Here is a 24,696-nt window from a genome sequence, read left to right as displayed (position 1 = left end):
TGTGGACGGATTGCGGTCCGATCCCGTCCACAACGTCGAGCTCGTCTGCGTTTCACGACGCCGGCCACACGGTTACGTCCGTTAACCATGTGGGCATCTGATGGTCACAGGCCGCTGTCATTGTGGTGATCGAACAAACGAAGCGTTCGATCACCCAGTGAGGCCCCCTCCCCATGAGTGTCAAGAAGATCTGCGCCGGTATCGGCGTCGCTGCAGCTGTTGCGTCCGGGCTGGTCGTCGGAGCGGCATCGCCCGCCGCCGCAGACCCTGCCGATTGCCCGACGATGTACGTCGTGGCCATTCCGGGAACCTGGGAGACGAGCTCGGGTGCCGCACCGAAGCCGGGGATGCTCACCGACGTCACCGATCGTCTCGGTAGCGGCATCCGCACCGACTACGTCTCGTATCCCGCCACCGCATTCCCCTGGGAGGGTGAGGTGTACGGGCAGTCCCGCGCCGCAGCCGTCGCCAACGCAGGCGGGATGCTGAAGGCGATGGCGGATCGTTGCGGTGCGACGAAACTCGGCATCATCGGCTACAGCCAGGGAGCCGACGCGGCGGGCGATCTCGCCGCGGCCATCGGCACCGGAGTCGGCGTCGTTCCCGCGGACAAGGTGGTGGCGGTGGGCTTGATCTCCGACCCGAAGCGCTCCGATACCGACGCTCTGGTAGGGCCGGCCGTGGTCGGAACCGGTGTCGGTGGACCCCGGGTCGGCGGATTCGGCTACGTCAGCCCCGTGGTGCGGACGTTCTGTGCCGTCGGCGATCTGTACTGCTCGACGCCCAAGGACGACTACGTCGCGCGGTTGGCCGGATTCTTGGCAGTGTCGTCCAACCCTGCGCCGAACGTCGCCGATCAGTACTCGCAGGAAGCACAGTCCCTGATCGCGGACCTCGCAGCGGCCGGTGGTCTGCCGGTGTTGCAGGGCCAGCTCACCGACCAGGCGAACGCTCAGCGTCAGCGGGAGATCGAGGCGTTCTACCGCTCCGGCATCCACCAGGAGTACCAGAGCTACGACGTCGAGAACGGCCAGTCCGCGACGCGGTGGTTGGCGCGCTACCTCACCGACGCGGTCTGACGGCGGAGCAGCACGAAGACGGTGACTGCACTGACGGCCATCAGGACGGCGCTCGCACCCGACGCAAGAGTGAAGCCGTCGATGAACGACGAGTTCGCGACTGCAGTCAGTTGCGAGGCGAACGGCTCCGGTAGGTAATCGGCGACGGCGACGGCGCCACCGATGGTCTCTCGTGCCGGATCGGCGATCTCGGCGGGCGTCTGCGCGGGGATGGCGTCGTCCATGCGGTGTCGATAGACGGTACTGCCGATCGTGCCGAGGATGGCGATACCGACGGCTCCGCCCAATTCGGCTCCGGTTTCGGACAATGCCGATGCGGCCCCGGCCTTTTCGGGAGCCGCGGCGGTGAGCACGATGTCGGAGTTGAGCGTCGAGGCAGCGCCGATCCCGAAGGTCAGCACGGCCATACCGGTGAGCAGTAACGGTAGCCCGGAATCGGCGTTCACGAATGCCATTGCCGTGCAACCGATGGCGATGGACAACAGTCCGCCCGCAATGATCGTGCCCGTCCGGATCACCTTGCTGAGCGTCGGTGCGAGCACGGCACCGGCCGCGGCGGCGACGGCGGGAACCAGCAGCCACAGGCCGGCTTCGAGCGGTCCGAGACCGACCACGAGCTGTAGGTACTGGGAGGCGAAGAGGCTGAATCCGGTCATCGCGAAGATGACCAGGAACTGCACCACAACAGCTGCGCTGAAGGCTCGTTCGGCGAACAGCGTGACGTCGATCAGCGGGTCCGCGGCCCTGCGCTGCCGGAGAACGAACACCGCGCCCAATGCCAGCCCGGCCACCGCACTCACGACTGCTGCGAGGTCGATTCCCTCCTGCGCGCCGTGTTTGATGGCGAAGACGATCGAGAGCATCGAGGAGATCGCGAGAACCACGCTGATCGGGTCGAATCTGCCGGGGTCGGTGTCCTTGAACTCGGGGACCAGAAGTGGGGCCGCGACGAAGAGTACGACCATGATCGGGATGTTGATCAGGAACACCGAACCCCACCAGAAGTGCTCGAGCAGAACACCTCCGATGACAGGTCCCACCGCGGCACCGCCCGCGAAGCCGGCGGTCCACAGGCCGATGGCTTCCTTGCGTTGCGTCGGGTCGTGAAACATGTTGCGTATCAAGGACAATGTGCTCGGTGCGATGGTGGCTCCACCGATGCCCAGTAGTGCACGCGCGACGAGCAGCATCTCGGGGGAGGTGGAGAACGTCGCGGCGAGTGACGCGGCCCCGAACACGACGGCACCGATCATGAGCAGGGTGCGACGGCCGATCCGATCGCCGAGTGAGCCCATGGTGATGAGGAGGCCGGCGAGCAGGAACCCGTAGATGTCGAGGATCCACAGTGTCTGGTTGCCGGTGGGTTCGAGATCGGCCGTCATGAACGGCAGAGCGAGGTACAGCACCGACATGTCCATCGACACGACGAGAATCGGCACCACCAACACTGCGAGGCCGAGCCAATCCTTCTTGGTGGCGCGCTGGTCGGTTGCCGTCTGGCTCACTGTGACTTCCCTTCCCGAATGGACACCTCAGCTTAGGCGGGTCGGGGGTACGTTCGGTGAAGGAATGTCTCTCTCGCCGAACGAAGGAAGCAACGCCTCATGAGCAACGATCTGAAGGTCGTCGCGACGATCATCGCCAAGCCCGATGCCGTCGACGCCGTGCGCGACGGACTGGTGGCCCTCGTCGCCGAAACACGCAAGGAAGACGGGAACATCTCCTACGAGCTGTTCGAGTCCGCTGTGGAGCCGGGCACGTTCGTCACCATCGAGGTATGGAAGTCGCAGGAGGACCTCGACGGTCACATGCAGACCCCGCATCTGCAGCAGGCGCTAAGCGAGTTCGGTGCCCATCTCGCGGCTCCGCCCGCCATCCATCCGCTCCGGCCCGTCGGCTGAGTCACCCCGCGCGCTCGCATACACCAGCGCCGAGACGGCCAGCAGAGCCGCCGTGGCACCGATCGCGAGCCAGCCGGTCCCGCTCATCTCGCCCGACGCGATGATGCGGGCACCGGCCGCGGTGTAACTCATCGGCATGAACGCCGCCAGATCGCCCCAGATGGGCGCGGTCGACGCGTATGCGAACCCGCAGACGACAACCTGCACCACGAGCGCGACGACGTTGACGATCTGGCCGACCACGGCGCCGAGCACTCGCTGAATCGCTCCCGCTGCGGCCAGATATGCCGCGGCGGAGACGATCAGGAAGACGCCTGCGCCGAGCACCGGCCCGAGGGCCGCATCGGTGGCGAAGGCGAAGGCCACAGCGGCGCTGACGCCGACCGCGGCGACGGCTGCAACCACCGAGAGCAGTCGTGGGCTGCTGTCCTTGCCGAGTACTCGAACGAGGCTGACGCATCCCAGGGCTCCGAGAGCCACCAGGGCTGCGATCAGATACGGGGTGGCACCGGTTCCGGTGGACGTCGTCGCGGCCGCGAGATTCTGGTCCGTGGCGGCGGCGTCGTCTGTGGTGGTGGCAGCGGTTCCCGGCGGGAGTGCCGCGGAGGCGTCGCGCACGTTGGTGGCGATGCCGTTGACGATTCCCTCGACCGGCTCGACCGACGTCACGAGCTGATCGGTGCCCGCTTTGAGCTGTTGGCCGCCGTCGTCGAGCTGGCCCAGTCCGTCCCGCAGCTGGACCGTGGCGTCGCCGAGTTGTGCGGTGGCACCGAGGAACTGACTGTTGGGGTCGTTGAGTTCGGAGGACAGTTGCTGAGCACCGCCCTTGAGGGTCTGCAGCTGGGCGAGGGTGTCGGGCCCGAATGCCTGGGTGTTCAGGGTGTCGATGACCCCGCGGATCTCGCCGGAGATGGCGTCGGATCCTGGGTGCGGGAAGCGATCGACCTGGTCTGCGGTGGCGGCGAGTTTCGCAGTGAAATCGGCCTGCAGAGCGCCGAAGCCGGTGAGTTGGTCGACAACCTGGTCGACGCCACCGCTGATCTGCGACGCGCCGTCCCCGAGCTGACCGATGCCGTCGCGGTACTGCCCGAACCCGTCGGCGAGCTGGATGGTTCCGTCGTGCGCCTGGGTGATGCCGTCGGCGAGCTGTCCGACGCCGTCGTTGAGCTGCGTGCCGCCGTCGGTCAGCTGACCGATACCGCTGGAGAGAAAGGTGATGGGTAGCGAAGCGCTGTTGAGGCTGCTCCTGGCCGCGGCCAGAGGATCCGTCGTCTGCTGGTCCGCCGTCTGCTGGTCCGGTGCCTGCTCTGTGGCGGCGGTGGTGGTGGCCGTGGATTCGCCGCCGAGGTCGTAGCCGGTGCCCAGTGCAAAAGCACCCACCGCTACCAGAGGAAACGCCAGCGCAGTGAGAGCAACGGCAGGACGTCGGAAGATACGCAATTCACCCATGATGGGTTCGAGGCTAACTGCCAGGTACGGCCTCGCCGACCACTCGATGGCCGTCGACGCCGCGTTTCATGCCCTCTACCTGGGAGTTTAAGAGCTCTCTGTGGATTGCCGGTTGCGGGGCAGCAGGTCCCACACATGCTCGGTCTCGTTCACCGAGGAGACCGACCTCGCGCCACTGCGCGAGAACAGCACACGCGTCACCGAGCAGTAGTCGATCGGGAAGCCGAGCACCTTCGGGGTCTGCAGAATGTCCTGCAGCAGGATGTTGATCACGCCGCCGTGGGCGAAGAGCGCCACGGTGTCGGTGTGTGCGGCGGCCGAGACGATATCGGCGACTCCGGCGAGCACTCGCTGCCGAAATGCGTGCTCGTCGACCTGTTCGGGAAGATGCCCGGCCTTGATGCGATCGAATGCCTCCCGGAATTCGGTCTTGGCCGACTCGATCGGAACGTAGCCGCCGAAGTCGCGATCGTATTCGGTCACGCGCTCGTCGGACTCGACGGTCAGACCGAGCCGATCGGCAAGAGGCTGCGCCGTCTGGACGGCGCGCAGCTGCGAACTCGACACGACTCGGGAGATCGGGAATCGGGCCACTGCACCCGGCACCCGCAGAGATTGTTCGACGCCGAGGTCGGCGAGAGCGGGATCGGCCGAGGTCTCCGACCGTTGTGGCAGCGCGTGCCGCACCAGAACCAGTTGCATCGACTCACCTAATCACGAGTGTGCGGCCGCTGCGCTGCACCATCGATCGGAAGGCCGCGACCTGACGCGGCGAATCGGCCTGCGGATCCCACACCATGCCGATACGTCGACGAGCCGCGGGCTGGGTGAGCCCGATGTCGACGGTTCCTCCTTCTCCGCCGTGCGCTCGGATCCGCGGCAGGATGGCGATGCCGAGTCCGGCCCCGACGAGTCCGCGCACCGTGTGGGTGTCCTGCCCCTCGAAGGCGATGCGCGGGCTGAAACCGGCGTCCGCCCACAACTCGTCGCAGATCGACCGCATGCCGAAACCGTGGCCCATCGCGATGTAGTTCTCGTCGGCGGTGTCGGCGAGATCGACCGATCTGCGTGTGGCCAGGCGATGATCGGCCGGGACCACGAGCATCAGCCTCTCGTCGTAGAGCTGGAACGAATTGTCGTCGGTGTGCTCGGCGCTGAGAGAGACGAACGCCAGGTCGGAGACTCCATCGGCGAGACGGTCGAGGCAGCGCGCGCGGGCACCCTGATCCAGATCGAACGTGACGGCCGGGTGGTCGACGCGGAACTGCCGGATCAGCGCCGGTACGACGTCCTCGCCCAGGGTGTTCTGAAACGCCACTGCGATACGGCCGCGGGCCCGAGCGTCGTGCTCGGTCATGGCGTCGATGCCGGCATCGATATCGCTCAACGCTCGCTGCAGGTACGGAATCAGCACTCGGCCGGTGCTGGTGAGCACGATTCCGCGGCCGCGTCGTTCGACGATGTCGACGCCCAGGATCGCCGACGCGCGGGCCACCTGCCGACTGACGGTGGGCTGTGGAAGGCCCAGCACGTGCGCGGCGTCGGTGATGTGTTCGGTGTCGGCCACCGCCACGAGGGTCGGCAGCAGCGGCAGCAGTTCGATCGCTTCGCGACGCATGAAACGAATCATATCGTTGGTGTATTGGTTTCCCATGTCTCATGCATTGGACGAATACCGTGAGCGCTTCTAACGTGATCTGCATGACTACGACGCAGCCCGAGGTCCTCGGGTGGGAGGGACACCCGAAGGGATCGCGCGAATACCGCCGACTGGTCCTGGCCCTGCTGTTCGCCGGCGTCGCAACGTTCGCTCAGCTGTATTCGGTGCAGGGAATCCTGCCGCTCATCGCCGCCAATCTCGACATCACCCCGTCGCTGTCCTCGCTCGCCGTCGGACTCGCGACGGTCGCCGTCGCGGTGTCGGTCATTCCCTGGTCGGTTGCGGCCGATCGCATCGGTCGAGTCCGGGCCATGACGGCGTCGATCCTCGGTGCCACGACGTTGGGACTGCTGGTACCGCTCGCGCCGTCGCTCGAAGTCCTTCTGGTCGTTCGATTCTTCGAAGGTGCTGCACTGGGCGGTCTCCCGGCCATAGCGATCGCGTATCTCAGCGAAGAGGTGCATCGCAGTCACACAGCCCTGGCCGCGGCAACGTACGTGTCCGGCACGACGCTCGGCGGACTGCTCGGTCGCATCGTCGCCGGACCCGTTGCGGAATACACCAACTGGCGCATCGGAACTCTGACCGTCTCACTGATCGCGGCCCTCGCCGCCGCGTTGTTCGTGTGGCTTGCACCGAAACCGCGAACGACGCTGGTGCACAGCCAGATTCGTGACCTGCCGGGACGGCTCTTGGTGAACCTGCGCGAACCGGGGATGGCGGCACTCTACGGCCAGGGATTCCTGCTGATGGGCGGCTTCGTCGCGATCTACAACTACCTCGGATTCCGTTTGGAGGCCGTGCCTTTCGGGCTCCCACAGTCTCTGATCAGCCTGATCTTCGTGGCGTACCTCAGCGGTACCGTGTCGTCACGGGTAGCGGGCAAGCTCGCGACGAAGCACGGCAGGTCGGTGGTGCTCGCCGGATCCACCGCAACGATGATCGCCGGAGTGGCACTGACGATGGCGTCGAATCTCGTCGTTATTCTGACCGGCCTGGTGATCCTGACCATGGGATTCTTTGCGGCGCACGCCATCGCGTCGGGCTGGACCGGACAACGCGCCGTCCACGGCCGCGCGCAGGCGACCTCGCTGTACAACCTCTTCTACTACGGCGGATCGTCCATGGTCGGATGGATAGGCGGCGTCGTGTTCCAGTCGCTGGGATGGAACGCGTTGGCGCTGTTCGTCATTGCGTTGGCACTGATCGCAGGCGTGTGGGCCGCATGCCTGCACGGCCGATTGGCGCAGCCGGTATCAGTAGCTTGACGTGTTCGCGGCAGCGATGGCGAAAATGACGATCGCACCCACGATGACGACGAACAGTGCGATCGAGACGTAACCGATGATCAGCCCTGCGGTCGCGAACCCCGACCCGCCTTCGCCGGTGCGCTTGATCTGACCGCGCGCAATGTGGCCACACACCACCGCGCACACCGACGCAAGCAACGGAATGAACGTCAGACCGAGAATGCCCAGCACCAGCGACACGATCGCCAACGTGTTCGTGGACGCGGGGGCCTGATACCCGCCGGCATACGGCGCATTCCCGTACTGGGGGTTGGCGTATTGCGGGTTTTGGTACTGGGGGTTTTGATACTGCGGGTTCGGAGGGTACTGCTGGTGCTGGGCGTTCGGGTCCAGGTACGGAGGGTACTGCTGCGAATCCCCGTACGACTCGTCCTTCCTGGACGCGTCGAACGAATCGCTGCCTTCACCCTGCGGATAACCCATGGCGGGAGTGTGGCACCTCGGGACAGCCGTCGCAACCGTTCTCTCGTGACGCTACGTGCCGAGCTTGCCCCAGCCCACATACGCGTCGACGGTGACGTAACCGGTCACCCGAGGCTGATCCCGAACCGGATACGGATTCCCGGTGTAGTGCGTCGAAATGCGATCGATATCCACCAGATCGGGATCGTCCTGCAACTCGATCGAGCCGTGCACCGTCACATGGGTGTACCAACTGGCCTCGTCCAACACCGAAATGGAGACCTTCGGATTGGCCCTGATGTGCTCGAGACGCTTCCGAGACGCGTCGAAATTGAGCACGACCTTCCCGTCCTCCCACAAATACCAGGTGGGTGCGGTGATCGGCGTTCCATCGGCACGAACCACAGCCATGACGGCGGGATTCGGCTTCTTCAGCAATTCAACTGCGGCATCGGGCAACGGGGGCTTCGGCATACGACAACCTTACGACTCGACCCCCGCTGCGGTCCTGCTTCCGCCCACACCGCCCCGAAGTCCACTCGATGTGACATTGACTGCCGAAAAGGCCACTGAATGTCACATCGAGTGGACTGGGGTTGAAGGTGCACTCGGGAATCGGGTGCACTCGGTGTGGATGTGCGACTACAGGTTGGGGAGTTTGACTACCTGTCCGGCGTAGGAGAGTCCGGCACCGAAGGCGAGTAGGAGTGCGGTGTCTCCTGCTTTTGCTTTGCCGGTGCGCAGTAGTTCTTCCATGGCCAGGGGGATCGAGGCAGCCGAGGTGTTGCCGGTTTCGGCGATGTCGTTGGCGACCGGGGTGCCGTCGGCGAGGTTCAGGCTCTTGGCCAGCAGTTCGGTGATGCGGCTGTTGGCCTGGTGGGGGATGAAGGCGTGCAGTTCGTCGGTCTTGATGCCGGCGACGTCGAGGACCCGCTGCGCGGCTTTGCCCATTTCGAATGCGGCCCAGCGGAAGACGGAGATTCCGTTCATCCGGATCCAGGGTCGCTCGAGGCCTTCCTCGGTGATGTAGTCGTACCAGTCGGTTGTCTGGACGATGGCGTCGGATTGCGAGCCGTCCGAGCCCCAGACGGCGGGCCCGATCTCGGTTTCGTCACTCTGTCCGACGACCACGGCACCGGCACCGTCGGCGAAGATGAATCGCGTGGTGCGGTCGTAGGGGTCGGTGGTGACGCTGAGCTGTTCTGCACCGATGACGAGGACGTACTTGGAGGTTCCGGCCTTGACCAGGTCCGATGCGACGGCGAGGGAGTAGCAGAAGCCTGCGCAGCCGGCGCAGATGTCGAATGCGGCCGGCCCCTTGGTGCCGAGTCCGTGCGCTACTTTCGCAGCTGCCTGGGGTGTCAGTTCGAGATGCGTCGAGGTGGCGACGATTACGGTGTCGACTTGGTCGGCCGTGATTCCGCTGGCCTCGAGGGCCTTGCGGCCTGCTGCGATGGACATCTCCACGACGTTTTCCTTGGGATCGGCGAAGCGCCGGTTCTTGATTCCCGATCGCGTCTGGATCCACTCGTCGCTCGAGTCGATGAATTCGCAGATCTCGTCGTTGGTCACGACTCGCTCGGGGCGGTGAACGCCGAGTCCGAGTAGTTTCGACTGTCGTCCCTGCGTCGTGCTGATCGCACCCATCTTCAATTTCCTCTCGTGCTACCGCGCCATCGCCGAGCTTCGGCTCGGGTCTTGGGCTGCGGGCTCGGTGACACACGTTACGTGCGTCGCCGCGAGGAGTTCACACCAGTTCGGCGATGAGGGCCGCGACCTCGGCGGGTTTGTCGATCATGGCGTGGTGATGGGCGGGCATGACGACGGTGAAATCCGCTTGCAGGTAGGCAGCGAGTTTGCGCTGTGTCCGTACCCATCTCTTGCCCCACGGCGACGGCCTGCCCGTGTGTGCGGCCGCCACGATGACGGGCACACCGAGTCGGAACTGCTTGCGGATGCGGTTCAGTTCGACGGAGAGATCCGGGTAGACGACGTCCTCCACCAGCGCGGCGGCGAGGTAGGTGGGTCTGCGATAGATGTCGTCGACCCAGTCGAATGTCTCCTGCGGTGTTCCGTCGGGCGGTGTCGCCTGGTTGAGGATGCGGCGTACACGCGGTCCGATCAGTTTCTGCACGCCGGTCTTGCTGAGCATCGTTGCGATCACGTGCGCGGCCTCGACACGCACGGCAGCCGGGATGAAGCGTCGGGGGTCGGATTCTGCGCTGGAATCGAGCAACAGAATCCCGCGGATGCGCGACGGGTACAGCCGGGCGACGGCTTCTGCGTAGAAGCCGGCAATCGAATGACCTGCGACGACGGCCGGCTCGGTGACTCCGAGTGCGTCGAGGACGCCGATGATCCTGTCTGCCTCTCCGTGGACGGTGGGCGTGGCACCGACGGGTAGGGGGTCGCTGAGTCCGAAGCCGGGGCGGTCGAGAACGACCACGTGATGGTGGGCGCTCAAGATGTCGACGGTGTCGTTCCAGTCGAACCAATTGCTGCCGAGGCCTCCGCAGAGGACCACCGTGGGGCCGGTTCCGCGTACGAGCAGATGCAGACGTTGTCCGTCCACCTCGACGTATCGACCGGGCGGATGTTTCACGGGAAACAACGCACTGCGTTCGGCTCGATCCCCGTTGTCCATATTTGGTTCCCCACGATGCTCAGCCGACCTACCGTCTGTTTCACCGTCCAGTTTCCATCATTTTCCCGGTTTTTCACACTCGGCCTCGCGGATGGGGTCGTAGCGGAGGTCATTGACGCGGCTTGGCCAGCGGGAACGCCAACGTTTCGCGGATGCTGCCTCCGGTGATGAGCATGACAACCCGGTCGACGCCCATGCCGAGACCACCGGTCGGCGGCATCCCGTGCTCGAGTGCCTGCAGGAAGTCCTCGTCCAAGCTCATCGCCTCCTCGTCGCCCCCGGCCGCGAGCAGAGACTGTTCGGTCAGTCGCTGCCGCTGATCGACCGGGTCCGTCAGTTCGCTGTACGCGGTACCCAGCTCGACACCCCACGCGACCAGATCCCATTTCTCTGCGACCCCGGGGATGCTCCGATGCGGCCTCGTCAACGGCGACATCGACGTCGGGAAGTCCTTGTAGAAGGTGGGGAATTCCGTGTAGTCCTCGACGAGATGCTCGTACATTCCCTGCGCGACGGCTCCCGCATCCCAGGTCTTCTCGTACGGGATGGCGTTCTCGTCGCACAGGCGTTGCAGTTCGCCCAGTGGGGTCGACGGTTCGACGGGTACGCCCAACTTCTCGGCGACGGCACCGTGCAGCGTCTTGACGGGCCACTCGCCGGAGATGTCGATCTCGATCATCTCTCCGTTCGGGCCGTCGGGACGCAGGATGATCTCGCGTCCGTGCGCCGCAACAGCAGCCCGTTGAATCAACTCGCGGCACAACACCATTGCGCGTTCGTAGTCGCTGTGGGCCTCGTACGCCTCGAGGATCGTGAACTCGGGATTGTGTTTGAAGTCCGCTCCTTCGTTGCGGAACACACGCCCGATCTCGAACACCTTCTCCATGCCGCCGACGCACAGGCGCTTGAGATACAGCTCCGGGGCGATTCGCAGGTAGAGATCGAGGTTGTAGGCATTGATGTGGGTGACGAACGGCGCGGCGTTCGCACCGCCGTGCACCTGCTGCAGAATCGGTGTCTCGACTTCCATGTACCCGCGCTCTGCCAGCGAATCACGGAGGGATTTGACCACATTCGAGCGTGCGATCAGCAGAGCGCGAGCATCCCGATTGATCGCCAGGTCCACGTAACGCTGCCGCACCCGAGCTTCCGGATCGGTGAGACCGCGGTACTTGTCCGGCAACGGATGCAGGCACTTGGCGTTCATGCGCCACTCGGTGGCCAGCAGGGAGAGCTCACCACGCCTGCTGTACCCGATGGTGCCGCTGACCTCGATGAGGTCACCCAGGTCGAAGTCGGCATCGAATTCTTCGATTCTGTCGCCGACGCGTTCGCGGTCGAACAGCACCTGGATATCGGCCGACCAGTCACGGATGACGGCGAAGGACACGCTGCCGTAGTCACGGATACGCAGAATGCGTCCGGCGATTCGCACCGTTGTGCCCTGCGGCGACGCCACCGCTGCCTCGACGGTGTGGGTCGGGGGATACGCGACGGGATAGCCCTCGATGCCCTCGCGTTCGAGGCGATCGAGCTTCGACATGCGCACGCGCACCTGGTCGGGACGCTTCCGGCCCGGCGTCGGCTCGTCCGGAACGCTGTCGGGTCCACTGCCGTCGGGATGAATGTCGGCGGCGTCGGCCAGAGCTGCGGGCACCGCGACGTGGGAACCGGTGTGCTTCGAGGCCCGTCGGAAGGTCGGAAGAGTCAGGAAGCCTTCGGCGATGGCCGACGCGACGCCGACCTTGGGCAACACCCGATTGTCGGCGAAGCAGAGGTAGCGCGGCTCCCATTCCGGAAGGTACTTCACGTTCGAGCGATACAGTGCCTCGAGCTGCCACCACCGGGAGAAGAACACCAGCACGCTTCGCCAGATCCGCAACACCGGCCCGGCCCCGATCCGGCTGCCCTCCTCGAACGCCGCGCGGAACACCGCGAAGTTCAGCGAGATCTTGCTAATACCGAAATGGTCTGCGCCGGTGGCGAGCTCGGTCACCATCAGTTCGATCACGCCGTTGGGCGACGCCGGATCCCGACGCATCAGATCCAGCGATGCACCGGTACGACCCCACGGGACCAACGAGAGAACACCGATCACCTTCTCACCCTGAACTGCCTGCACCAGAAGGCAATCGCCGTCCAGCGGATCACCCAGCCTGCCCAACGCCATGGAGAAACCACGCTCGGTCTCGGTATCGCGCCACGCATCCGCGCAGGCAATGATCTCCGACATCTCCTCCGACGAAATATCCCGATGACGACGCACGGTGACCACAACACCCGCCTTGCGAGCCCGGTTGACCGCCTGACGCACGGGGCGCATCTCGCGTCCATTGAGGTTGAAATCTTTGGTTTTCAGGATTGCTTCGTCGCCGAGTTCGAGGACGCTCAGGCCGGCCCGCTTGTACGCGGTGGCGCCGATCTCGCTGGCCCCCATGACAGCCGGGGTCCAGCCGTACTTCTCGGCCAGGTCCAACCATTCGGATATCGCATGCGGCCACGCCTCGGGGTTGCCGATCGGGTCACCACTGGCAAGACACACACCGACCTCGACGCGATACGTCACCGCCGCCTTGCCACTGGTGGCGAAGATGACGCCCTTGTCGCGCCGGGTGGCGAAGTAGCCGAGGGAATCGTCGGCGCCCCACTTGTCCAGCAGGCCACGCAGAGCGGACTCGTCGCGACCGGTGAGCGCATTGCTCGACCGCTGAGACCGAAACAACGTGATGACAGCCCCCAGCAACGCCAACGCACCGAACAGACCCAACGCCGTGTTGACGATTCCGTTCGGCCTGCCGTCGAACTGCTCGTTGTCCACCGTCGCCAATGCCGTGACCCGATTGAACGCCCACAGGAACGTCTGGCTCTCCGGCAACGACCCGGGGAACAACGCCACCAGCGCCCACCCGATCACCGTCCCGATGGCGGCGCCCAGCACGAGCACGCCGAGCGCCTTCCACACCGCACCGCGGCGCACACGCGTGTAGAACTCCTTGCGGGCGGCGATCAACAACCCCGTCACCACGACATGCACAGCCAGTGCAATCCACGAGCTGACGTCCTTCTCCGTGATGCCCTCGACGACATTGGTGATCGCCAACAACACCAGATAGATCGTCAACAACCACCACGCAATGCGTTTGCGACTCGCCAACGCCGCCGCCAACAACCCGACCACCAACGCCCACGACAAACTCGTATCGGGAGCATCGAAGTAGTAGCTGTCCACGTACTCACGAGGAACATGAATCAGGAAGCGAAGAGTCGGCGACAGACTCCACAGAAACAACAACACCGCGAACACGCCGAGCACCAACCCCGCGATATGGGGCACCTCACTCAACCGACCACGCGCGGGTGGCACGAACGACCGCGGAGCCATGGACCCGGACCGCTCCGAGGGAACTGCTGTCGCCGTCATATCTCACTCCCGAAGTCAGAATGCACTTGCAACGTAGACGGTATCCCCGCCGACCGAGTCAGTTCCCCATTGCCGGACCCGCCCGTCCACTCAATGTGACGTTCAGTGGCCTTTTCGGCAGTCAATGGCACATCGAGTGGACCTCGAATCGAGTGCGGGCAGCGAATCTTCGGGGACATTGGATCGTGATGCAGCGTCGCCTCGGCGCACGAGGGTCGGCAGTTTGTCCACAGGGTGTGAGTTGTCCACAGGGCAATTCGTTTCCCGTCGTCGTGATGGATTCGGGGTGTGCGGACTGTGCATCATCTTGGTTATGAAGCGGGGTGGAGCACGAGTCGACGCGAAGGTAATCGCGGCTGCGTCGGATCGCGGCTTCATGAGGACAGCGCATCTACTCGAACTCGGGGTGGCGTCGAAGACCATTGTTCGACGCACTCAGCCGGACGGCAGCTGGTCACGGGCGCTGCCTGGGTTGGTGTTCTTGAAGAACCGCTCGCTGACGCCGATGGAACGCGCCACCGCGGTGGCGATCTACTGCGGCAAAGATGCTCTCATCAGTGGTCGGGCAGGGTTGGCGTTGCATGGATTCGGTACTTCGGGCTCGCTGGACGAGACTTTCGCACTGATTCCCGAGCCGCAACACCGCAAGTCCGTGAGCTTCGCAGTGGTGGAGCGAACGTGGCGAATGCCCACGGCGGAGATCAGGTCGGGGCTCCGCGTCGCGCCGATCGTTCGGTGCTTGTGCGATGCAGTTCGGCGGATGAAGAATGCCGAGCAGTGCCTTGCGCTGATTGCAAGCGTCGTGCAGCGAGGCGCGGCCACCGTGGACGCGATCATGAAGGAGCTCGACGCCGGCAGTACACGTGGGACGGCGATGCCGCGACGGGTGCTGCGGGAGTTGGCGGCCGGCGCGCATTCCGTTGCAGAAGCCCAGGCGCAGAAGCTGTACGCGCGCAGCGGACTTCCGGCGATGCAACACAATGTGGTCGTCCACGACGAGCGAGGAAAGTTCCTGTTGATCGCCGACAACTGGCTCGATGACGTCGCATTGGATTGGGAGATCGATTCGCTGGAGTACCACCTCTCGCCCGCGGCGCACAGGGCGACGGTGGAGCGTCGTGAACGAGCGCAGAACGCCGGCCTCATCGTGGTGACACATCTGCCGAGCGATATTCGAGACGATCCGGAACGCGTGCTGTCCGACCTTCGGGCGCGCTACGAGCAGGCCAAGGCGCGACCGCGACCGAACGTCACGGTTCGGCCGCGAGCCGATCAGGCTTATCGTCGGTCGGGCTGATACACCCAGACCATGTGCTCGCCGGTCTCTGAAACATCTGCGATCGGTCGATGCTCGATCCTGTCCAGAACGAATCAAGCCGCCTGGGTACGGCCTGGCTTCTGAGATTAGCTGCATCACAATGAATTTCGACTCGGCGGATCCCGTCCAGCATCAAGGCCTCCCGCATGAGGGCAGCGACGGCCTCGCTGATCACCCCACGTCCCTCCGCCTGGGCATCGAGCCAGTAACCCAATTCGATTCCGTGCGGGCCGATTCGGCGATGCATCCCGATTTTGCCCAGAAACGCACCGCCGTCGAGGTCGAAAATTCCGTATTCGAACATCTTCCCGGCATCCCACTGCTCGACGGCCTCGGCGATACGAGCTAATTGTGCCGAAGGCTGTGTGGCTTCTTCGGTCGCCCAACCCATCCAGGGCACGAGGCGAACGAGATTGCGATCGATCGCGTCGGCAATGGCAACCGCATCGTCGACCGATTCGCGACGAATGACGAGTCGGTCGGTGACAATCCGATTGGGAGGCACGTCGAGCATGGTCAGCAGTGTGTCAACAGTGCACCCGACTTGCCAACGAATTTCGCCGCACTTCCACCCGCCCGCAGTCCACTCGATGTGCCATTGACGGGCGAAAAGGCCACTGAAGGTCACATTGAGTGGTCAAAGCGGGGGCAGGGGGCAGGGTCAGGAAGCCGACCAGGATCTCCAGGACAGTTTGTCGATGATGATGACTGGACCCTCGGGTCTGTTGTTTCTGTATTGACTGTATTTCGCGACCAAGGCGTCGGTGGCCGATGTGCCTTCGGTGCTGGAGGATTCGACGATGTGGGCGGATCCGTCTGCGCGGATCCACCAGAGTTGGGACCAGTCGTCGGTGTAGTGGTCGACGATGAGGCTGACGGCGGGGTCGGCGCGGATGTTGTCGAGTCGCTGGAGTTTTCGGGTTGTCTTGGGTTTCCAGTCGATGGCGGTGAAGATGCGGTCGCCGGTGGGCGCGACGGCGAAGACGATCGGTACGAGGTGCGGTGTGCCGTCGGGGTTGATGGTCGAGAGTTGGGCTCGGGGTGCGTCGGTGAAGCGTTGGACTTCGTTGTCGATCTTCACGTTCGGTTCCTCGGGTTAAGCGGATTCGCTGTGGGTGCTGTGTCGGGTGATGAATTGTTCGAGTGCCGCAACGGGCATGGGGCGTCCGAGTAGGTGTCCTTGGCCGAAGGTTACGCCCATGTCGGTGCAGATCTGGAGTTGTTCCGGTGTCTCGATTCCCTCGATGACGGTGTCCTTGCCGAGGGTGGTGGTGACGTCGACGAGGGCGGTGCAGAGCGTGGTCATGGCGCGGCGTCGGTGCAGGTTGTCGCTGTCGAGGTGTTGGGTGAGGGATTTGTCGATCTTGAGGATGTCGACGGGGAGGGTGGCGAGGCGTTCGAGGGAGGAGAAGCCGGAGCCGAAGTCGTCGATGGCGATGAGGACGCCGTGGCGTTGGACGTCGCGTAGTTGGTAGTGGACGGCGTCGAGATCGTGGAGTGTCTGTGATTCGGAGAGTTCGAGTGCGAGCCGTCCGGGTTCGATGCCGTAGGTGTCGACGGTGTCGATGACGTCGGTGGCTAGGGTTCCTGTGGCGAAGTGGGCTGGGCTGATGTTGACGCCCACCTGGAGGTGGATGTTGCGGGCCTGCCAGTCGGCGATCGTGTGCGCGACCTCGGCGAGTATCCACAGGCTCAGCGGGACGATGAGGTCGGCGTCCTCGGCGAGGGGGATGAAGGTGTCGGGCATCAGTAGGCCGAGTTCGGGGTGGTTCCATCGGATGAGTGCTTCGGCCCCGACGACCGTTCCTGTCGCGAGTTCGACGATGGGTTGGTAGACCATCGTCAGTTCGCGCTCGACCATGGCGATGCCGCGTAGTCGTTCGATGAGTTCGAGTCGGGTGCGGTTGGTCTGGTGGAGCTCGTCGGTGAAGACGTGGTGTTCGTTGCGTCCGACGGCTTTGGCGGCGTGCATGGCTGCGGCGGCGTTGTGGACCAGTTGGGTGGCGCTGATGTCGGTGTCGGTGCTGGAGGCGACTCCTACGCTGGCGGTGAGGGTGAGTTGGTGGCCGCCGAGCTCGAAGGCGGGCTCGAAGATGCTCGTGAATCCGGCGGCCATGGCGCGCGCGGCTATGGAGTGGCAGCCTCGTGCGATGACGACGAATTCGTCGCCGGTGAGTCGGCCGATGGTGTCGCCGGGCCGGGTGGAGGCAAGGAGTCGGTCGGCGATCATGCACAGGAGGTCATCGCCTTGGGCGGGGCCGAGGGCATCGTTGAATTCTCGGAATCCGTCGATGTCGACCAGCAGGACGCTGAACTGGCGGTCAGGGGTGCGTCGGTCGAGCTCGGTGGTGATGAGGGCGAGGATCTCGATGCGGTTCGGAAGGCCGGTCAGCGCGTCGTGTTGGGCTGCTGTTCCGGACACGGCTGCGACATGACGGGGCGGCGCGTCGTGCTCTCGGCTCATTGTTCCCCCTCATGGCCGGATAGCCACGAGTGATACTAGCCCAAGAGTTCGGTTAGACGCCATAAACAGGGAACATCCCCTTTTATGGACTATTAGATCACGGTGTTCTCGGTTTGTGTGCCGTTTGTGCGACCTGTCGATATTCGTTTTTCGATTCTCCAGATCGCGTCATCCACACTGTCGCTGAGTCCGAGCACCCACCGGGCCGCCGACCGCCCCTGATCGAACAGCGACTGCGCGACGGTGGTCAATCCGGCTTCGGCTGCGGCGGGGGAGTCGTCCCACCCGGTGACGGCCAGTCGCCCCGGAATGTCGATTCCGGACACGGTTGCAGCATCGAGTACCCCGAGGGCAAGTTCGTCGCTCATCACGAGCAGTGTGTCGATGGCATTGTCCTGCAACAGCAGTCGCGCTGCTCTGTCGCCTTCTGCGCGGGCGTTGTCGGTGGTGAACAGTGTCGGTACCGTCGACCAGTCGATCCCCGATCGCAGGCATGCGTCTCGGTAGCCTGCGAGCCGCGCTCGGGTCACCGGCATCGAGATGTCCGACGCGTCCGCGCCACGCACGATCGTCGATTCGCGTCGGGTATCGGGTCTGAGGGCGACGATGGCAGGTCGAGATCGGCTGTTCAACGCGGTGGTGGCCACGGCGTCGGCTGCAGCTCTGTCGTCTATGGCGATCCAGTTCAGTCCGGGGTGGTCGGGCCCACCCTGGATGCACGTCGGGCGGCCGGTGTCGACGAGCACGTCGAGCAGGGGGTCGCCGGTCTCGGTGGTCCACACGACGTACCCGTCGACCTGTGCGTCCCTGATGCGTGCGTTGTCGGTGTCGCGGTGCAGGTTCGGCAGCATCACCAGCGCGGTGTCGGCGTCGAGACACGCTTCGGCGATCCCGGACAGAAAGCGTCGAGCCTGGGGATCCTCGAAGGCATAGGTGAGTTTCTCGCCGAGGACGACACCGATGCTGTTGTGCCTGCCGCTGCGCAGTGACCGCGCGGTGCGGTTGGGGCCGGCGTAACCGAGGGTGGCTGCTGCCTCGTGCACGCGATCGCGTGTGGCCGCCGAAACCCGGCTCGGTCGGTTGTAGGTGTACGAGACGCTCATGGTGGAAACGCCTGCGGACGCTGCGACGTCAGCCATGGTCACCCGAGTGTTCACCGGGCCACTGTAGCGCGCCGCACGGACCGTGTGTAACGATACACAACATGTCTTCGCCGCTACCGAAGCTGCTGGTGCTCGCCGCAGCCGCATTCATCTACGTCACGGCGGAAACGCTGCCGGTGGGGTTGCTCCCCGAGATATCCGGGGACCTCGGTGTCGGCGAATCCGCCGTGGGTCTGCTGCTGACCTTCTACGCGTACGGCGTCGCGGTGCTGACGATGCCGTTGATTCGGTTCGTGCGCGACTGGCCCCGACGGCGCGTCGTCGTCATCACCGTTGCTGCACTGGCACTCTCGCAACTCCTCTCGGCGGTATCCGTCGGATATCCGATGTTGGTGATCTCCCGAATGCTCTGTGCGGCAACACACGGAGTCTTCTGGGCCGTCGTCGCCCCGGTCGCGGCGTCGCTCGCGCTACCCGGCAAGCAGGGCAAGGCGATCGCCACGGTGTACGCCGGTACGTCGCTGGCGCTGGTGGCCGGCAATCCACTCACTGCCGCACTGGGCCAGTGGTTCGGATGGCGCACGGCAGCAACGATTCTCGGCATCGTGGCCGCAGCGATCGCCGTGGCGCTGTACTTCGTCCTCCCGGCACTGCCGGTCAGCCGGGCGGCTTCGGAGACGAAAAAGACACCGCGGGTGCTCGACGGCACCCTGGCCGTTCTGTGTGGAGTGACGTTTCTGGCCGTCCTCGGTCATTTCGCCGCGTACACCTACTTCTCGGTGATCGTCGACCGTGCCATCGGATCGGCGGGTACCACTCTGACTCTGATGTTGATGCTGTACGGACTGTTCGGGGTGATCGGCATCTGGGTGATCGGCAGAACCTACGACCGGTGGCCCCGACACTCGACCATCGGGGCCCTGGGTGCGGTCGCAGCGGCAGTGGCGATTCTCTGGTGCACTCTGAGCGGAGCGCCCGGTAGCTGGGCCGTGTTCGCCGTCGGTGCCATCGCCCTGTGGGGACTGGCATTCACCACCCTCCCGGTGTGTATCCAATCGGCAGTGGTCAGGGCGGCCCCGGCCGATGCGGACAAGGCGTCGGCGATCTATGTCGTTGCCTTCCAGTTGGCGATCGCGACCGGTGCTCTGGTGGGCGGTGTGGTGATCGACCTCAGCGGCATCGTGGCCGTCACCGCAGCTGCAACGGCGCTGGTGGCCGCAGCGCTGGTGGTTGTCATCGTGGCGCGCAGGACCTTTCCGCGCAGCTATGCCCAGGAGCCGGTGACAGCAGCGGCACGCTGACCCTCGAGGTGCCCCGCACGATAGGGTCAGCGAGCGACGAACGAGGGAATCCGGTGCAATTCCGGGGCTGGCGCGCAACGGTGACGAGTGAGAGCTCGAAGTCCGAATGCTCGGACGTCGCGATCCACCTCCACCCGCGGCTCCGCGACACGAGCCCTCAGCAGGAAGCTCCTCACGATGCGCATCACACTCGCCGTCCTAGGCGCGGTCTCGATCCTCGTTCTCGCCGGTTGTTCGTCCACCGCGACCACCGACGCGGCCACCCCGACCGCCGGAGACTATCCGCTGACCATCGAGAACTGCGGCCGCGACGTCGTCGTCGACGCCCCGCCGCAGCGGGCAGTGTCGCTGAATCAGGGTTCGACGGAAATTCTGCTCTCACTCGGCCTCGCCGACCGCATGGTCGGCACCGCCACCTGGACCGATCCCGTCCGCGCGAACCTCGAATCGGAGAACGCCAAGGTCCCCAGGTTGGCGGACAACAAGCCCTCTCTGGAGGTGGTCCTGGACGCCGAGCCCGACTTCGTCTCCGCGTCGTTCGGCGGCACCCTCGGGCCGGGAGGCGTCGCCGACAGGGACCAGTTCGAGCAGCTCGGTGTGCCGAGCTATCTCTCTCCCACCGACTGCAACGGCAAGACCGACGATAGCGTCAACTCCGACGGTGCGCGTACATCACCGCTCGAAATCGAGACCGTCTACCAGGAAATTCGCGACCTCGCAGCCATCTTCGACGTGCGTGATCGCGGCGAACGCTTCGTCGGCGAGCTGCAGGATCGCTTCGCGACGGCATCAGGAGCCGTCGACGCCTCGGGGGTGACGCTGGCGTACTGGTTCGCCGACACCGACACCCCGTACATGGCCGGATGCTGTGGGTCGTCGGGCATCATCACCGGATCCGTCGGTGCCCAGAACATCTACGCCGACACCACCGACGAATGGCCGCAGGTCAATTGGGAGAGTGTTCTCGATCGCGATCCCACCGCGCTCGTGCTCGCCGATCTGAGTCGACGGAGCATCGCCGGTGATGCTCTCGACAGCAAGATTGCCTTCCTGGAATCGAACTCCGTCACCAGTCGGCTCACCGCCGTCGAGGACAAGCGGTACATCGTCGTCAACGGTGCCGACCTCAACCCGTCGATCCGCACGATCGACGGGGTCGAGAAAGTTGCCGCAGCGCTGCAGAATTGGGGACTGACCACCCCATGAGCCGGACCGATCGCGGGTTGCTGATCCCGCTGCTGCTCGGTGGCTTCGTGGTGTTGGTGCTCTCGATCGGTGTGGCCGTGACGATCGGCCCGGCCAGTGTGTCGGTATCCGATGTGTATCGAGTGATACTGGGGCACATCGGGATCGGCACGGCCGGAGTGAGTCGCATCGAGGACGGCATCGTCTGGCAGTTGAGGTTGCCCCGAACGCTGCTCGCTGCCATCTGCGGTGCAGGGCTCGCTCTGTGTGGAGCCATCATGCAATCGCTGTTGCGCAATCCCCTGGCCGACCCGTTCGTGCTGGGTATCTCGTCGGGCGCATCCACCGGTGCCGTCTCCGTCGCGGTGCTCGGTGTGGGCGGCGGCGCACTGTCGCTGTCCACCGGAGCATTTGCCGGAGCACTGCTGTCGTTCGTCCTGGTGATGCTGCTGGCCGCAGGTGCGGGCGGCGGAAACGACCGCGTCGTACTCGCGGGAGTAGCAGGGACGCAACTGTTCTCGGCTCTCACGTCGTTCATCGTCATCTCCTCGGCCGATGCCGAACAAACCCGCGGGGTGCTGTTCTGGTTGCTCGGCTCCCTGAGCGGCGCCGACTGGACAGACGTGGCATTGTGCGGCGGTGTCGCACTGCTGGGAATGGTGGTGTGCCTGTTCAACACCTCGGCCCTCGATGCCTTCACCTTCGGGCACGACGCCGCCGCGTCCCTCGGCGTTCCGGTGAAGTATGTGCGAATCCTGTTGCTGGTCATCACCGCACTGATCACCGCCGCTCTGGTCAGTGCCGCCGGAGCCATCGGATTCGTAGGACTGGTACTTCCGCATGCCGCCCGCTTCCTCGTCGGCGCGCGCCACCGAAGACTGCTCCCGACGACAGTGGTGATGGGCGCAATCTTCATGGTCTGGGTCGACACCATCGCCCGAACTGTGTTCGCACCACAGGAAATTCCTGTCGGAGTGGTCACCGCTCTGATCGGCGTGCCGGCCTTCGCGCTCATTCTCTTCCGGCTACGGAGGTCCCGATGACACTGCACGCCAGAGACATTCGATGGACCCGCGGTGGACACCCGATCCTCGACGGCATCAGCTTCGCGCCGGAACCCGGCGAGACCATCGGCCTGATCGGCCCCAACGGCTCGGGCAAATCATCGCTACTGCGAATCCTCGCAGGCATCGTCGCCCCCGACAGCGGCGACGTGCTGCTCGACGGAGACAACCTGCGAACACTGCGTCGACGCCGCATCGCCAGACGCGTGGCGATGGTCGACCAACACTCCGACACCGACGTCGACATCAGTGTCCGCGACGTCGTCCGTCTCGGCCGCATCCCCCACCACGGCATCCTCGGCGGCGACGCAGCCGACGACGACGCAGCGATAGCGCAGGCACTCGCCGACACCGCCATGGCGTCGAAAGCCACCCGACGATGGCACACCCTCTCCGGCGGCGAACGCCAACGAGTCCAGATCGCCCGAGCCCTCGCCCAACAACCCACCGAACTACTGCTCGACGAGCCGACCAATCACCTCGACATCCAACACCAACTCGACATCCTCACCCTCGTCGCAGGCCTACCCCTGAGCAGCTACATCGCCCTCCACGACCTCAACCTCGCCGCGATGTTCTGCAACCGCATCATCGTGCTGAACAACGGCGCCATCGTGGCATCGGGAACCCCGAACGAAGTGATCACCGAAGACCTGGTGCGCACGGTATACAACGTGCACGCCAGCGTCACGAATGCCGACAATTACCCACAGGTGACCTATCGCCGCCCCGCCCCATCCGACCCCGGAGTCCACTCGATGTGACATTGACCGTCGAAAAGGCCACTGAATGTCACATTGAGTACCAGCCGAAGTGGTCCGCCGAGTCGATTGGCCCGGCGGATCTAGAGTTGCCGCAGTTTCTTCTCGAATGCGTCGAGGCGGGTGGTGTCCTCGAAGAAGTCTTCTTGGGAGATGATTTTTCCCCAGCTCGTGCGGACCAGGAGCACAGTGCGGTTGCTGTAGATCTGGGTGCCGTCGGCGGCGTGGGCTTGGTCGTCGAAGCGGGCGAGCAGCGTCATACGCCAGGGTGCGCCGCCGCTGTAGATTTCCGTGATCTGGCCTTTGATTCCGGCAGCGACGAAGTCCTGGAAGAATTTTTCGATGGCCGGGCGGCCGCGGTGGGTGCCCGACCAGCGGCTGTCTCCATCGGCGAACTTGAGCACGGCGTCTCGGTGGAATGACGACAGTAGCGGGTGGTAGTCGCCGTTGTTCAGTGCTTCGATGTCTCGCTGCAGCTTGAGTGTCAGCGCTCGCATCAGCAGGAGCTTGAATGCGAAGGCCGTCGAGATGCCGGCCAGAAATCTCAGTTGCATGCCCATACGTTTGCCTACCGTTCACCGGCGTGTCAATCGAGATGGCGGTACGTTCGTTCGATGATTCACCACGTGCAGGTCGCCTGTCCGGCGGGCGGCGAAGACCGCGAGCGGGAGTTCTACTCGGGTGCTCTCGGCTGGCAGGAGATCGCGAAGCCGCCACTGTTGGCCGTCCGCGGCGGCTGTTGGTTTCGCGTGCCGGGAGTGGGCGGTCCCGATGGTGAGGTACACATCGGCATCGAGGACGACTTTCGCCCGGCGCTGAAGGCGCACCCGGCTTTCGTGGTCGATGTCGATGCGACTGCTGCAGCGTTGACGTCTGCCGGCTACCCGGTGAATTGGGCCGATCCCGAGGAGACCCCGGGTCGACGGCGGTTCCATACGCGCGACGGCGTGGGCAATCGAATCGAATTCTTGGCAGCTCGATAGTTGTCGAGTGTCACCGCTACGTCGGGGAGTCGGCCTCGTCGATTCTCCGGACTACGTTTTTTGTGTCGCGAAGACAATGCAAGTGCCGAGATACAGCGGTGGCGTCGGGCCGTGGCATCATGGACGATCGATTCCATGCTGAGTTGGGAAGATCGAATTGCCGAATTCTGGCGCGACGCGGACGATACAGACCCCGTTCGTATGCGGATCCAGATCGACCAATTGCTTTCAGCCGCAGAGTGTTCTGACGCCCGTGCATTGTTCGAGCGAGCTTGCCTGGAGGACTTTTTGGGCGAAGAATCCGCGGCTGTGCCGCTGTACGAGGCGTCGTTGTCCTACGGGCTCGATATCGACAGGGAGAACCAGGCTCGGATTCAACTGGCGAGTTCGCTCCGCAACGTGGGTCGACAGGACGACGCGTTGCGAGTGCTGGAGGAGTTCGAGTTCTCAACCGAATACTCCTCTGCGCGAGATGCATTCGTGGCACTCGCACTCTGGGACAAGGGCGACGGTGCACAGGCTCTGCGGAACGCACTGCATGCCGCATACCCGGCCTTGGGGAGATACCGTCGAGCAATCAAGGCGTACGCGGCGGAGCTGTTCGACGACAGACAACCGTGAGGTCGGAACGGAACAAACGCCTCGTCGACG

General features: G+C 64.5%; 24 protein-coding genes. 10 read left to right on the top strand and 14 right to left on the bottom strand.

Annotated features, from left to right (window positions below; translation table 11 throughout):
• Window positions 1-173: 173 nt before the first annotated feature.
• Window positions 174-1,079: a cutinase family protein gene (locus CH302_RS12295; RefSeq protein ID WP_037195350.1), complete on the top strand. Its 906-nt coding sequence runs from the start codon at window positions 174-176 to the stop codon at window positions 1,077-1,079.
• On the opposite strand, the gene CH302_RS12290 is transcribed toward CH302_RS12295, so the two are convergent.
• Window positions 1,058-2,584: an MFS transporter gene (locus tag CH302_RS12290; RefSeq protein WP_037195352.1), complete on the bottom strand. Its 1,527-nt coding sequence runs from the start codon at window positions 2,582-2,584 to the stop codon at window positions 1,058-1,060. The two genes, CH302_RS12295 and CH302_RS12290, sit on opposite strands and share 22 nt — an antisense overlap.
• A gap of 99 nt (window positions 2,585-2,683) precedes the next feature.
• Here CH302_RS12290 and CH302_RS12285 point away from each other — a divergent pair, with 99 nt between their 5' ends.
• Entirely contained in the window at window positions 2,684-2,980 is a 297-nt protein-coding gene (locus CH302_RS12285) for a putative quinol monooxygenase (RefSeq protein ID WP_037195354.1), read from the top strand.
• On the opposite strand, the gene CH302_RS12280 is transcribed toward CH302_RS12285, so the two are convergent.
• The 3 genes from CH302_RS12280 to CH302_RS12270 form a co-directional block, all read right to left on the bottom strand.
• Window positions 2,915-4,429: a phage infection protein gene (locus CH302_RS12280; RefSeq protein ID WP_037195356.1), complete on the bottom strand. Its 1,515-nt coding sequence runs from the start codon at window positions 4,427-4,429 to the stop codon at window positions 2,915-2,917. The genes CH302_RS12285 and CH302_RS12280 overlap by 66 nt on opposite strands.
• Window positions 4,430-4,516: 87 nt before the next feature.
• Window positions 4,517-5,131, bottom strand: coding sequence for a histidine phosphatase family protein (locus tag CH302_RS12275; protein ID WP_037195358.1), 615 nt, complete (start codon window positions 5,129-5,131; stop codon window positions 4,517-4,519).
• Between the two features lie 4 nt (window positions 5,132-5,135).
• On the bottom strand, window positions 5,136-6,047 hold the full coding sequence (locus CH302_RS12270; protein WP_037195730.1) for a LysR family transcriptional regulator: 912 nt from the start codon (window positions 6,045-6,047) through the stop codon (window positions 5,136-5,138).
• 83 nt (window positions 6,048-6,130) lie between these two features.
• On the opposite strand from CH302_RS12270, the gene CH302_RS12265 reads away from it, so the two are divergent.
• Window positions 6,131-7,357 carry an MFS transporter gene (locus CH302_RS12265; RefSeq protein ID WP_037195359.1) on the top strand — a complete coding sequence of 409 codons (1,227 nt, stop codon included), beginning with the start codon at window positions 6,131-6,133 and terminating at the stop codon, window positions 7,355-7,357.
• On the opposite strand, the gene CH302_RS12260 is transcribed toward CH302_RS12265, so the two are convergent.
• The 5 genes from CH302_RS12260 to lysX all read right to left on the bottom strand — a co-directional run bounded on the left by CH302_RS12260 (window position 7,346) and on the right by lysX (window position 13,866).
• A complete protein-coding gene (locus CH302_RS12260; protein WP_082323852.1) occupies window positions 7,346-7,822 on the bottom strand; it encodes a DUF4190 domain-containing protein in 477 nt (158 codons plus the stop codon). The two genes, CH302_RS12265 and CH302_RS12260, sit on opposite strands and share 12 nt — an antisense overlap.
• Window positions 7,823-7,873: 51 nt before the next feature.
• Window positions 7,874-8,275 (bottom strand): PPOX class F420-dependent oxidoreductase, encoded by a 402-nt coding sequence (locus tag CH302_RS12255; RefSeq protein WP_037195361.1) that lies wholly within the window; start codon window positions 8,273-8,275, stop codon window positions 7,874-7,876.
• A gap of 168 nt (window positions 8,276-8,443) precedes the next feature.
• A complete protein-coding gene (locus tag CH302_RS12250; RefSeq protein ID WP_032378786.1) occupies window positions 8,444-9,448 on the bottom strand; it encodes a beta-ketoacyl-ACP synthase III in 1,005 nt (334 codons plus the stop codon).
• A 100-nt stretch (window positions 9,449-9,548) separates the two neighbouring features.
• A complete protein-coding gene (locus CH302_RS12245) occupies window positions 9,549-10,445 on the bottom strand; it encodes an alpha/beta fold hydrolase (RefSeq protein WP_176460695.1) in 897 nt (298 codons plus the stop codon).
• Window positions 10,446-10,554: 109 nt separating this feature from the next.
• Window positions 10,555-13,866 carry a bifunctional lysylphosphatidylglycerol synthetase/lysine--tRNA ligase LysX gene (gene lysX / locus CH302_RS12240; protein WP_037195363.1) on the bottom strand — a complete coding sequence of 1,104 codons (3,312 nt, stop codon included), beginning with the start codon at window positions 13,864-13,866 and terminating at the stop codon, window positions 10,555-10,557.
• Window positions 13,867-14,179: 313 nt separating this feature from the next.
• Here lysX and CH302_RS12235 point away from each other — a divergent pair, with 313 nt between their 5' ends.
• On the top strand, window positions 14,180-15,163 hold the full coding sequence (locus CH302_RS12235; RefSeq protein WP_037195364.1) for a hypothetical protein: 984 nt from the start codon (window positions 14,180-14,182) through the stop codon (window positions 15,161-15,163).
• On the opposite strand, the gene CH302_RS12230 is transcribed toward CH302_RS12235, so the two are convergent.
• The 4 genes from CH302_RS12230 to CH302_RS12215 form a co-directional block, all read right to left on the bottom strand.
• Entirely contained in the window at window positions 15,117-15,698 is a 582-nt protein-coding gene (locus CH302_RS12230; RefSeq protein ID WP_230596492.1) for a GNAT family N-acetyltransferase, read from the bottom strand. The genes CH302_RS12235 and CH302_RS12230 overlap by 47 nt on opposite strands.
• 147 nt (window positions 15,699-15,845) lie before the next feature.
• The gene (locus tag CH302_RS12225; protein WP_037195366.1) at window positions 15,846-16,265 is read right to left on the bottom strand and encodes a TIGR03668 family PPOX class F420-dependent oxidoreductase; all 420 of its coding nucleotides are present in this window, start codon (window positions 16,263-16,265) and stop codon (window positions 15,846-15,848) included.
• Window positions 16,266-16,280: 15 nt separating this feature from the next.
• Window positions 16,281-17,648, bottom strand: a complete 1,368-nt coding sequence (locus tag CH302_RS12220; RefSeq protein WP_082323853.1) for a putative bifunctional diguanylate cyclase/phosphodiesterase — start codon at window positions 17,646-17,648, stop codon at window positions 16,281-16,283.
• A gap of 92 nt (window positions 17,649-17,740) precedes the next feature.
• Complete coding sequence (locus tag CH302_RS12215; protein WP_230596496.1) at window positions 17,741-18,805, bottom strand: substrate-binding domain-containing protein; 1,065 nt, start codon at window positions 18,803-18,805, stop codon at window positions 17,741-17,743.
• Window positions 18,806-18,852: 47 nt separating this feature from the next.
• On the opposite strand from CH302_RS12215, the gene CH302_RS12210 reads away from it, so the two are divergent.
• From CH302_RS12210 to CH302_RS12195, 4 genes are all read left to right on the top strand, one after another.
• Window positions 18,853-20,052, top strand: coding sequence for an MFS transporter (locus CH302_RS12210; RefSeq protein WP_037195368.1), 1,200 nt, complete (start codon window positions 18,853-18,855; stop codon window positions 20,050-20,052).
• Window positions 20,053-20,229: 177 nt separating this feature from the next.
• Window positions 20,230-21,258: an ABC transporter substrate-binding protein gene (locus tag CH302_RS12205; protein WP_037195370.1), complete on the top strand. Its 1,029-nt coding sequence runs from the start codon at window positions 20,230-20,232 to the stop codon at window positions 21,256-21,258.
• Window positions 21,255-22,280, top strand: a complete 1,026-nt coding sequence (locus CH302_RS12200) for a FecCD family ABC transporter permease (protein WP_037195372.1) — start codon at window positions 21,255-21,257, stop codon at window positions 22,278-22,280. The genes CH302_RS12205 and CH302_RS12200 overlap by 4 nt, the downstream gene beginning before the upstream one ends.
• Entirely contained in the window at window positions 22,277-23,065 is a 789-nt protein-coding gene (locus tag CH302_RS12195) for an ABC transporter ATP-binding protein (protein ID WP_037195374.1), read from the top strand. Before CH302_RS12200 ends, CH302_RS12195 begins: the two co-directional genes overlap by 4 nt.
• Before the next feature lie 80 nt (window positions 23,066-23,145).
• On the opposite strand, the gene CH302_RS12190 is transcribed toward CH302_RS12195, so the two are convergent.
• Window positions 23,146-23,616 (bottom strand): nuclear transport factor 2 family protein, encoded by a 471-nt coding sequence (locus tag CH302_RS12190; RefSeq protein ID WP_176460694.1) that lies wholly within the window; start codon window positions 23,614-23,616, stop codon window positions 23,146-23,148.
• Window positions 23,617-23,676: 60 nt separating this feature from the next.
• Between CH302_RS12190 and CH302_RS12185 the strand changes: the two genes are divergently transcribed.
• Window positions 23,677-24,045: a VOC family protein gene (locus tag CH302_RS12185; RefSeq protein ID WP_037195378.1), complete on the top strand. Its 369-nt coding sequence runs from the start codon at window positions 23,677-23,679 to the stop codon at window positions 24,043-24,045.
• A 135-nt stretch (window positions 24,046-24,180) separates the two neighbouring features.
• Window positions 24,181-24,666, top strand: coding sequence for a tetratricopeptide repeat protein (locus tag CH302_RS12180; RefSeq protein WP_037195380.1), 486 nt, complete (start codon window positions 24,181-24,183; stop codon window positions 24,664-24,666).
• The last annotated feature ends 30 nt before the right edge of the window (window positions 24,667-24,696 follow it).

This window comes from Rhodococcus sp. 15-2388-1-1a (assembly GCF_002259145.1).
Classification (GTDB): Bacteria; Actinomycetota; Actinomycetes; order Mycobacteriales; family Mycobacteriaceae; genus Rhodococcoides.
The sequence above is the reverse complement of the archived record's forward strand: the minus strand, read 5'-3'. Positions and strand labels throughout refer to the sequence as shown.